Origin of the sequence: Chryseobacterium sp. Leaf201 (genome assembly GCF_001421435.1) — a bacterium.
Classification (GTDB): domain Bacteria; phylum Bacteroidota; class Bacteroidia; order Flavobacteriales; family Weeksellaceae; genus Chryseobacterium.
The window spans coordinates 1-10,449 of record NZ_LMKA01000139.1 but is presented as its reverse complement, the minus strand read 5'-3'; the positions used below and the strand labels follow the sequence as shown (position 1 = coordinate 10,449).

Sequence of the window (10,449 nt, the reverse complement as noted above, 5' to 3'; positions counted from 1 at the left end):
AAATAATTTATAAATTTCTTTCAGAGTTTTAATTATTTTTATCCATTTTTGAATAAGGTAATTTTTATAAATTATTTACAAACACTTTGAATTTTTACCTTTTCATTAACGTTTTCACATTAAAAAAAATAAAATTAAAATCATTAACAATGGAACTTTCCATTATGTACAATATTGTTTGGAATGTTTTCATTTTATAACATCCCAATCTTTACCATCTTCACTAATTCTATAAGGCAAAAAGTTTTTAAAATCCTTTGTCAAATATTCAAGATACAGCGAAGAACAACAATCAGCATCTGCGCGTTTCTTAATAAATGTGGAAATTATATAACTATTATTTATATTTTTTGAAATATTATATTCTGCGTTATATGAGAAACTCCAATCTTCTCCGGCATATTTTTTAACTCTAGCATTAAAGTTTTTATCAATTTCATAATCCTCATGTACAGGAAGATAATGAAGTGGCTGTAATTTGTTATTTTTTATTATGAACATTGATGTAGATCTTGAAGATGAAACTCCTACCAATGGCTGTTGAGAAAATGAGATTATTTCTCCAGGTATTTCTTCATCAATGATATATTCGCCGTAACCTTCATAATTCATTTGCTTTCGAAAATCATTCAGAATAGCAGATGAGTATTTTCCTTTCTTAAGGCTTCTTTGGATTTCTTTTAAAGTCGGTGCAGATTTAGATTGCGAAAAACCTAAGATAGCAATTAATAATGTTGAAAATATAAGTGTGTTTTTAATCATAATTTATGCTGTCCTTTTTAATTAAATCAGTATTACAAAAAAATAATTTCTCATTATTATCTTTTTATTCAATCTTTGATTAAATTTGGGATTAATTACTCTGTAATAATTTTTTCTTTTGAATCTCATATTCCTCCTTTGTAAGAATATCATCATCAAGAAGCTTTTTCAACTTGGTAAGTTCGTCAGCAATGCTAATGTTTTGTTTAAGTTCAACAATTGCAGCTTTTGGTTTCGGTCTAAATTCTTCAGGTACGATAATTTCACCAACAGCAATTGCATTATCTACGTCAATTTCGTATCGGCCTGAACCAAATGTTATTAAGGGTTCAAAAGTTTGGCCGATCCGCTGATTTCCACGTACAACAATTTTAACAACTTTACCTTTGTGACCAGCCATGTTTCTTGGTAAGGAAAACTGAGATTTATTATAGCTATTACTATCTGTCATCGTCATTATTGTTCCAAAACCTGTTGAGTTTCTACGGATAAATTTAAAATCACCGTCTGGCGTTGATCCTGTTCCTAAATTTATATCCTGACCAACATTAATTTTGAATCCACTTCTTGTAATTAAAGTGTCTCCTACCATTCTAGATCGTGCAGCATCTTTTTCTTGTGAAAAAGCATTTGTGAAAATTAATATAATCGATAAATAGCTTAGAATTTTTTTCATTTTAATCTATTAAGAGTAAGGTATTTTTGTTGTTAAAGTCACTATAAGAAATAAACAAAGAGTTTAATAATTTTCAAATATAATGAACTACAATGCAGATATTTTCCGGATTTCCGTAAGGACAAATATAATTATGTAAAATCTTATGTCTATCCGTATTTATACTGATTTTTCATATCCTATATTATCATCTTTCTTAACTTCAAAGAGACCCATTAATCCAGAATTCCCTATAAGAGATTAATTATCCAAAATAAAGATTCTCTTAACAAAATATGACAAAAGAACAGTAAGTTTATCCTGAAAGAGTTGGGCGAAGCCGGAGTATCATGGGTAATCTTTTCCTGTTCACGACCGGCTGTTCATGGTCATCAGGTGTTTTTGCTTCCGGGATCCGAAATATTTATTATTTTTGTTGTATGGATTTAAGAGACCAACTGAAAAACCTTTTTCCTGAGCATGAGGAACAGGATTTTAAAATGCCCGAAGAACAGTTTAAGCAACAGGAACCGCTGGTCTGCAAGTTTGAAAAGAAAGGCAGAAACGGCAAGCCGGTAACGATTGTGGAAGGCTGGGAAGGCAGTGAAGAGGGATTAAAAAACATCTCCAAAAAAATAAAAACCACCCTGGGAATCGGTGGTTCTGAAAAGGACGGAACGATCATTATTCAGGGTGACAACCGTGATAAGATTATGAATATCCTTAAAGAAATGGGTTATAAAACCAAGAGGGTCGGCGGATAGGAGAAATTCTGCCGACTTTGCTTTTTAAAAAGCTGAATTTTAAAACCAATAAGCGTTTTGTATCTTTTGCCTGGTAAACATTCAGGACCGCAGTTTTAGAAATAAATCTGGGCCTGCGGCATGATGGCTCTTAATTTTTCAACAGTTGCTTTTTCCATCGGGTTTCCGTTCAGGATCAGTGTTTTAAGGTTTTTTAACTGAGAAAATTCGGATGGCAGGTCTTTTAAATTATTGTTCGCGGCATTCATGCTTACTACATTCTTAAGGCCTTTTACTTTAGGTGAAATTTCTCTGATATTGTTATTGCTTACGTTTAAAAACTCAAGGTTTTTAGACTGAAACAGTTTTTCAGGAAGCCTTGAAATTGAATTATACTGCAGCTCAAGGTATTTCAGCTGTTTCGGGAATTTCAGGTTCTCCATATCATTGATCTGATTGGAAGAAAGGTTCAGTGATTTTAAATTTTTAATTTTATCCAGGTCTTTTGCAATAAAACTGATCTGGTTTCCCTGCAGGTTGATCTCTTCAAGGGTTGGGATCTGCATTAAGGCTTCGGGAAAGACATTCAGGTTATTGGCATCGAGATAAATAGATTTCAGGTTCTGAAGCCTGCCTATATTTGGGTTGATACTGGTAAGGCTGTTTAAGTTCATGGAAAAGCTTTCCAGTTTCGTGAGTAGTCCTATTTCATCCGGGATATATTTGATGCTGTTTTCATTCAGGTTTAAAATCGTCAGTTCTTTCAGGGCAAAAATTGACGCATCCATCTTTTCAAATTTATTTTCCATTAAATTCAGGAAAAATACGGAATCCAGCTTCCGGATCTCAGACGGCAGGTTGAACATTCCTTTGCCCCTTAAGCTCATGCTGTAAACGGTTTTGCCGCTGTTCAGGGCTTCGTCCACATTGGTATAGGTTGGGTATTTTACCGGATCAATCTGGGCATTTACCTGTGAAACGGCTGTGATAAAAATGGAAAGAAACAGTTTTTTCATAAATAAAAAAACTACCGGTAACGAAATGTCACCGGCAGTATGATTAATGGTTACTTGTTATTTTTTCAAAAGCTTTACCGTCTGCTGGAATCCTCCTTCCGCTTCGATATTCAGAATCAACACTCTTGAAGCTTCAAGCTGGTGGGTGAAATCCAGGTCCAACACTTTGTTTGTTCCCGTATACTTCTGGGTGAAAACAATTTTACCGTCGATGCTGTATGCCGTTACAGCAATGTTTTTCAGCCCTTTCGGTGAATTGATTTTTACAATTCCTGAGGTAGGGTTCGGAGCAACGGTAACGGTTGTATTGTCTGCCGGAGCATCAATGGTTCCTAATGTTCCTGCCGTACCTAAATTATTTTTAAGAGCAACCACTACAGTAGCAGATTTCCCTCTGTAATCAATGGTATTCCCTGTAGCATCAATATCTGTGGAAATGGTAGAATTCGGATGCTGAATAGAGAAGAACCCGAATTTGTGATCCGGTGTAAAGGTTAGTCCGGTCGGTTCTGAACCTGCAGGCATCGAAGCAAACAGTTTTACTTTAGGATTGGCCTGTGTATGATCCGGAGCAATTACCCAGATGTAGTTCTTACCGCCGTCCTGAAGTACCCAAAGGTTACCCAGTTCATCAAAAGTAAGGTTATCGTTCCCGTCTCCCCAAGCTTCTGTTTTTGTTCCCTGAGGGGTTTCAAAAGTATAGGTTGTGGTAAGACCTCCTACGAAAGTTTCAACCTGGGAAGCGGTTGTTCCGTTGTCCTGGAACCGGTATGTTTTATTTAATCCTTTAGCGGTAAAATACACTTTACCGTCAATCGGGCTGATGTCTACATCTTCCACGCCGTTGAAAGCGGTACCGCCTAATGACTGTGCCAGAGAAGCTGTATTGTTCTGGTCTGCTTTTGTTTTGTTCGGTACCTGAATCCAGGTTCCGGTTGTGGCTACCGGATCTCCGCCGCTTAATCCCTGGTCTGCCTTCAGAACATATAAATTTCCTGAAGAAAGGTTATTCGGGGTATCCATTACATATTTATACACCATATTGGTTCCGCCGTCTTCACCATAATAAGCTACAGTTCCCGCATTGTTAATCACTACGTTTTCGTGGTTCATAATACCCATCTGCCACAGTTTCCCTTTGGATCCGTCAGCATTCTGGGAAATAACCTGAGCCGTTGCAGGATCAATTTCTACCAGCCATCCGTAGTCTTTCATGCCGTCACCGTTCACATCATTGGATGTTACCGACTCTTCTGCAGTTACAACAGTTCCCCACGGCGTAATGCCTCCGGAGCAGTTTCTGATGGTCTGAACCAGGCTCGGTGCCGAGAAGCTTACCGCTCTTGATTTCGTTACCTGCCAAAGTTTTGAAGTTGCATTATAATTAATTTCCGCCATGGTAACCCCACCCGGATTGGTTTCGTGGTTTACAGAAAGGTATCCGTTGGTACTGCTTGCATTTTTGGCAACATACGCGGTAAAGTCATTCTGTCCGCCTACCAATCCTCCGCCTTCGCTGTAACTATCGCCTTCTTTTAAGATCAGCTGGTATTTGTGTTCAGCCGGAATAAGAAGTTTGTTGGTCTGAGCTGTAGGAACAATAGATGTAAAGCAGCTGATATGGTTCGCATTACAAGGAACCGGCGGGTTTGTGGTAGTGGCTGCCGTTTTAAGGTAAGCATCAATTCTTAAATCTGAACTTGCTGAACCTCTGTTGTGCAATTCGATAGAAAGCCTGTTGTTTCCGTTAACAAATTTAGCCTTCGGAATAGAAAAAATATTATATACGCTTTCTGCGGAACTGTCTACTGTTGTGCTGGACCACGTGTCGAAAGTAATGGTACCGGCCGGCATATTGTCTCTTACCACCTCTTCGCCGTTAAGGTAAACAACAATACCGTCATCCCTCATAATCCCTAATTCTACCGTAGAAGAAAGATCATTTAAATTTACGGTAAAATCTTTAACAAAATAAGCGGTGATAAGGCCTGTAGCCGTTGTAGTGGTTACCGGATCACCGTAACCAAGCGGTCCGTTCCCCTGAGACCATGCAGAAACATTATAGTTGGTATCTTTCCACTGGGCTGCCAATGCCGTATTGCTGTCATTGTATTTCCATGAAGAATTTTTGTTAAAAACAAAAGTCTGGGCATTAAAAAAAGAGCTTGTTATCAACGCAAGCGCTGCCACGGTAAGTAATTTTCTTTTCATTTCAAATTTCGATTTATTGAACGTTGCAAAGCTATTTTTTTACCGGAAATCCGCTGTTAATAGGACTTTAAATAAACCTTGCTGAATATTAATTAATCACCAACCGAATATGAACCAGATGAATCGTATATTAAATTGATGGGTGCAGCAGGATTTTAAAATCATGGTAAACTGTAGTTTCATCGCTGTTCACTACGGGCTTAATCTTAAATGTTTTAATACATAAATAAGCTCATTCTTAAATTGATTTGCCAACCGTAATGAATGATGTTTCAATATTCAGATTATTTCCTGCTTACATCGGTTAATGAATTCAGGAAAGCGATCACCTGCTTGATTTCTGTCTGAGTTAAATTCAATTTATCAGGAGCTAATGTCTGGTTCTTCACCGGCAGGCCGAGCCCTTCCCCTCCGCCTTCATTGTAGAAATCCATCACTTCTTCCAGGGTGCTGAATGCCCCGTTGTGGAAATACGGTTTCGTCAGTTTAATATTCCTTACCGTTACGGTTTTAAAAGAGTTTTCATAAATATATGAATTTTCTTTTTTTACCGGGCTGTTCAGTCTTCCTTTGTCAGGATCCAGCTCAAGAGGCTTCTGGCTGACCGGCTTTGTGGTAATCCCCAGTACTTCAGATTCGTTTTCATTGAAGAACGGCGGCACAAGCCCTGAAAAATTGGGAGCAAAATGGCAGGTGGCGCAATTGGCCTTTCCCATAAACAGGTTGAACCCTTTTTTAGCATCGGAAGAAATTTCTTTTTCATTGCGCATAAACCGGTCAAAATCGCTGTCGTAAGAATATAATGATGCGACATAGGAGCTCAGGGCTTTGGAAAAATTTTCTTTGCTGATGTTCCCGTTTTTAAAAGCCTGTTTGAAAGCCTTCCTGTATTCAGGTTTTGTTTTTATTTTTTTGATGATGCTTTCATAGCTGGTATTAAACTCGTCTTCATTGTAGATTACGTGTTCTGCCTGCTGTTCCAGATAGAAAGCCCTCAGATCGTAGAAAAATCTTTTGGCGAATACGGCATTGTACAAAGACGGAGAATTTCGCAGTACGGTTTTCCCTTCTACATTGCTGGGTGATTTGGCTTTCAGGTCGGTAAAGGCATTTTCCGGCAGGTGGCAGGTGGCACAGCTCATTTTACCATTGTCACTGACTCCTTGGTCAAAAAAAATCGCTTTCCCCAGTTGTCTCAGTTCCGGACTGTCTTCTTCCTTTTTAAGCAGCGTATAAAAATACGGATCCAGGAAATCGCCGCTGAACAAATTCTTATTGCCGGTATTCCATCCTGAAAATTCTTTCAGGTCATCACTTCTTCCGTCCCAGTTCCCGAATTCTTCATACAGGGGCTGTATGTATTTTTTGTAGAATTCAATCCTGTCAAAAGTTTCAAAATCTTTATTTTTCGATAAATAATCAATCCCTTCCGTTAAAATGGCGTTTGCTTTCTGAACATGATAATTTTTAAAATAAGGATCATCATTGAGGTATTTTTTCATCCCTGAAAAAGCGTGCGCTGCTTCTTCAGAAACGTTAAGTGAGCCGGGTGTATCAAAACCCGTTACGCCAAGGCTGTATATCCTGATGAGCTCGATTCTCAGCGGTAACGTTTTATTATTCCCTTTACTTAATCCGTTTTTAACGGAGCTTAAATAGAAACCTGCATAACTGTTGTACAAAAAATCGGTGATTGTCTTAATTTCTTCTTTGTGGTCTGCCGCTTCATCAGAAAAGATCAGCTCGTCCAGTACCTGCAGGCCTTCCGGCGGAAGCGTATACGCCGTAGTTCCCGCTGCTTCAATATGAAACAGAGGGGCCGCGTTAAGATGGGTTTTTGTAAACTCGGGGTAATGATAGGCTACAAAAAATTCTATTTCTTTAAAAGAATTCCTTGTGTTTTTCAGGGACTTCTGTAAATCTTTAAGTGAAATTTTATCATCTGAAAACTGCCGGGTATCTGATTTCAGCTGTTCCAGCCTGTCTTTAAAATCCGCCAGCCCTTTATTGATTACCGTATTCTCAGTTTCGGCACCTCTGTAAACGGGATTAAAAGACATCACCGCAAAACCGATCAACAGGACAACAGCAGCCAAAGGGTAAAATTTCATGCTAATTTTTGCGCAAAACTACCGATAGGCAACGGATCAGATGTTACTACAGTTTTAAATTTAAATTAAATAATGTTTATATTCCAAAAACAGATTTACTGCTTACCGCATTCAACTCATATCGAATAACAGGCTTCAGGTAGTTTTTTTTTATTAATTTTAAACTCCGAATCATATTCATTAATACGCGAACGGTCAGTTTTTCCGGCTCCGGTTTAATCATGATGAAGAGGCTTCGGGACGATTTTTAAAACAATTTTAATTCAAATAAAAAACATATGCTTAATAAACTGGCGGCTTCAGAACTTGTTCTGAACGATGACGGAAGTGTTTACCACCTTAACCTTTTGCCTGAAGATATTGCTGAAAAGATCATCCTGGTAGGTGACCCGGACCGTGTGGCGAAAGTTTCAGCCTATTTCGATACGGTGGAAATCAGGAAAAATAAAAGGGAATTTTATACCCATACCGGAACCCTGCGCGGTGAAAGGATTACCGTTATGTCTACAGGAATCGGCACCGAGAATATTGATATTGTCATGAACGAGCTGGATGCCCTGGTGAACATCGATCTTAAAAACAAGGAATTTAAAACAGAGCATTCTGCATTACAGCTGTTCAGGATGGGAACCTGCGGAAGCGTAAACCCTGATGTTGAGGTGGATAACATGCTCGTCACCCGGAATGTGGTAGGGTTGGACGGGCTTATGCATTTTTACCGGGATTATGAATTTGAAAATGAATTCTCAAGAAATTTCATGGACAGGTTTCCTTATCCGAAGATCAAACCGATGCTTTATTTTTCAGACTGGGCAGAAGAGCTGGGTGACCTGTACAAAGACGCAAAATACCACGGAAATACGGCAACTTTTCCCGGATTTTATGCTCCGCAGGGAAGGCAGCTTCGCCTGAAAGCCGTAGACGATCAGTTTCTGGAAACACTGAATGAACTTGGCGTAACCAATTTTGAGATGGAAACTTCTGCGATTTATGCACTTTCCAAAATGTTGGGACATCAGGCGATTACCGTAAACAATGTCATCGCCAACAGGAGACGCGGCGAATTCTCTGCTGATCATCATGGCTCAGAGAAAAAGCTGATTACCTGGGTCTTGGATAGAATTATCAAGTAATTAAGTCTTGTGAAAAGACGAATGTGATATAATAATGACAAAAAGGATTTCAATGTTGAAATCCTTTTTTATTATAAATAAACTTAGCCTTTTTAATATTTAATTTCGATCTGAATGGATCGTTTAAGTTCAAAATAGATTACAGATAAGAATATCTAATTTTTTTTAAAATTCATTCACCGTTATATAAAAATGGGAAGAATAAAGGCTTTCTGAATTTGCCGATATATTGGTAAGGTTAATCCTGATATTCGATGTTGAAGTCATTCTCGGATTTGAAATGGAAAATAAAGTATTTCCTGCAAAATCCCCTGCCGGTGTAACGGTAATAGTGGCTCTTGTAGAATTCGGGATCAGGGCTGCCGGAATGGCAATATCCATGGTAACCGTTCGCTCTGACGCCAGGTTGTTAACAGAAACAGCCGGCCACGCTTCAAAACTGATCTGGTTTTTATTTACCGTTCCTCTGTCTCCCAATTTGTACTGCCCGTTCACGTCCAGCTTTGCCGTACTGTTGGGTGTAGAAGTACCGATGCCCACATTGGCATTGCTGTCTCCCAGAACAATTGCATTATATTGGGAAGTGGATGCTTTATACCCGATAGCCGTGGAATTCTGCCCCATTGCAGCTGCCCCCGACCCTATTGCTGTAGACTGCTGTCCACCGGTTACCGAGCTGTACCCCACTGCCGTTTCACTGTTAGTGTTGGTTTTGGCACCGTACCCTAAAGCGACAGACTGGAATCCCGCAGCCAAAGAACTGTTTCCCAATGCTGAAGATTCATTCCCTGTTGTTTTTGCATTGTACCCTATGGCTGTAGACTGAAAGGCATCTGAGAATGCATTGTTACCGATAGCCGTAGATTCATTTTTACCGGTTCTTGCTTTATATCCGATGGCATTGGACTGATAAGCTTCCGCTCTTGATTTATTTCCGAGAGCAAGGCCGTCATTTGCCGTTACCGCGGCTTCATTTCCAACAGAAACGCCCTGATAGGCTGAGCCTGAAACACCGATCGCAATACCATTCTGTCCGGCATTGGCTCCTGCCCCTAAGCTGACGGAGTTATCAACCCCGAATCTTCCCGCTTTTGTTGCATTCACTTTAAAAACCAGGTCATCAGCCGTATTGGTACCTAATGAAAGGTTGGTACCGGATCCTCCGTAGTTTCCGGCATTGGTACCGGAATTATTCCAGTTGGCGGAACTGTTTGAGGTTACCGGCGAGATAATTCCTGAGCCTGTGGAAATCATATTCCATTTAAGATTGTTCCAGTAGTAAAATCCCGTAGCGCTTACGCCCCCCAGTCCGTTATTCCACACCATTAAGCCGTCTGAAGGTGAAGGAACGGTTATATTATCTGTAACTGACGTTAAAGCAATGCTTGGTAGCAGGACTCCTTTATTGTTGGCATTAATATGTAATGCGGCAGATGGATTGGGAGTCGTAGTGCCAATCCCCACCTGAGCGGAGACTTTATTAAGATTCATTAATATCAGGCATACGGATAATGCCTGAAGTGTTGTTTTCGTTTTCATTTTAAGTTATTAAACAGTTATTAATTTTGTAGTGCAAAGATAATACTTTTCAATAAAACACCTGTTTTTTTGCATTATTTTTATCCAAACACCCAATAGTGAATTAATATCACAAAAAATCCCTTTTAATCACTGTTTAATGAATGTGAACATAGAATTAATTCTATATTAAATCACGGTTTAAACCATACACAACATGGTTTCTCAATAATTTTTAAATAATGCAATTTTACATTTATGAGAAATAATTTCACTAAAAATTGAATAAAGTATAATTTT

At 38.9% G+C, this 10,449-nt stretch carries 8 protein-coding genes; 2 read left to right on the top strand and 6 right to left on the bottom strand.

Annotated features, from left to right (window positions below):
• Nucleotides 1-189: 189 nt before the first annotated feature.
• Entirely contained in the window at nt 190-762 is a 573-nt protein-coding gene (locus tag ASE55_RS19530; protein WP_056223599.1) for a hypothetical protein, read from the bottom strand.
• A 91-nt stretch (nt 763-853) separates the two neighbouring features.
• Nucleotides 854-1,438 (bottom strand): SHOCT domain-containing protein, encoded by a 585-nt coding sequence (locus ASE55_RS19525; RefSeq protein ID WP_056223597.1) that lies wholly within the window; start codon nt 1,436-1,438, stop codon nt 854-856.
• A gap of 419 nt (nt 1,439-1,857) precedes the next feature.
• Here ASE55_RS19525 and ASE55_RS19520 point away from each other — a divergent pair, with 419 nt between their 5' ends.
• Nucleotides 1,858-2,181 (top strand): translation initiation factor, encoded by a 324-nt coding sequence (locus ASE55_RS19520; RefSeq protein WP_056223600.1) that lies wholly within the window; start codon nt 1,858-1,860, stop codon nt 2,179-2,181.
• A 95-nt stretch (nt 2,182-2,276) separates the two neighbouring features.
• Here ASE55_RS19520 and ASE55_RS19515 read toward each other — a convergent pair whose 3' ends face one another.
• From ASE55_RS19515 to ASE55_RS19505, 3 genes are all read right to left on the bottom strand, one after another.
• The gene (locus ASE55_RS19515) at nt 2,277-3,176 is read right to left on the bottom strand and encodes a leucine-rich repeat domain-containing protein (RefSeq protein WP_056223596.1); all 900 of its coding nucleotides are present in this window, start codon (nt 3,174-3,176) and stop codon (nt 2,277-2,279) included.
• A gap of 57 nt (nt 3,177-3,233) precedes the next feature.
• Entirely contained in the window at nt 3,234-5,387 is a 2,154-nt protein-coding gene (locus ASE55_RS19510; RefSeq protein WP_056223594.1) for an alkaline phosphatase PhoX, read from the bottom strand.
• A gap of 284 nt (nt 5,388-5,671) precedes the next feature.
• On the bottom strand, nt 5,672-7,498 hold the full coding sequence (locus tag ASE55_RS19505; protein WP_056223591.1) for a cytochrome-c peroxidase: 1,827 nt from the start codon (nt 7,496-7,498) through the stop codon (nt 5,672-5,674).
• A 278-nt stretch (nt 7,499-7,776) separates the two neighbouring features.
• On the opposite strand from ASE55_RS19505, the gene ASE55_RS19500 reads away from it, so the two are divergent.
• Nucleotides 7,777-8,631 (top strand): nucleoside phosphorylase, encoded by an 855-nt coding sequence (locus ASE55_RS19500; RefSeq protein ID WP_056223590.1) that lies wholly within the window; start codon nt 7,777-7,779, stop codon nt 8,629-8,631.
• A gap of 165 nt (nt 8,632-8,796) precedes the next feature.
• Here the strand turns inward: ASE55_RS19500 and ASE55_RS19495 are convergent, their stop codons facing one another.
• Complete coding sequence (locus ASE55_RS19495; RefSeq protein WP_056223588.1) at nt 8,797-10,170, bottom strand: hypothetical protein; 1,374 nt, start codon at nt 10,168-10,170, stop codon at nt 8,797-8,799.
• Between the last annotated feature and the right edge of the window lie 279 nt (nt 10,171-10,449).

Coding starts and splice junctions, on each gene's coding strand:
- ASE55_RS19530 (WP_056223599.1), bottom strand. CDS start 762: ATGATTAAAAACACACTTATATTTTCAACATTATTAATTGCTATCTTA.
- ASE55_RS19525 (WP_056223597.1), bottom strand. CDS start 1,438: ATGAAAAAAATTCTAAGCTATTTATCGATTATATTAATTTTCACAAAT.
- ASE55_RS19520 (WP_056223600.1), top strand. CDS start 1,858: ATGGATTTAAGAGACCAACTGAAAAACCTTTTTCCTGAGCATGAGGAA.
- ASE55_RS19515 (WP_056223596.1), bottom strand. CDS start 3,176: ATGAAAAAACTGTTTCTTTCCATTTTTATCACAGCCGTTTCACAGGTA.
- ASE55_RS19510 (WP_056223594.1), bottom strand. CDS start 5,387: ATGAAAAGAAAATTACTTACCGTGGCAGCGCTTGCGTTGATAACAAGC.
- ASE55_RS19505 (WP_056223591.1), bottom strand. CDS start 7,498: ATGAAATTTTACCCTTTGGCTGCTGTTGTCCTGTTGATCGGTTTTGCG.
- ASE55_RS19500 (WP_056223590.1), top strand. CDS start 7,777: ATGCTTAATAAACTGGCGGCTTCAGAACTTGTTCTGAACGATGACGGA.
- ASE55_RS19495 (WP_056223588.1), bottom strand. CDS start 10,170: ATGAAAACGAAAACAACACTTCAGGCATTATCCGTATGCCTGATATTA.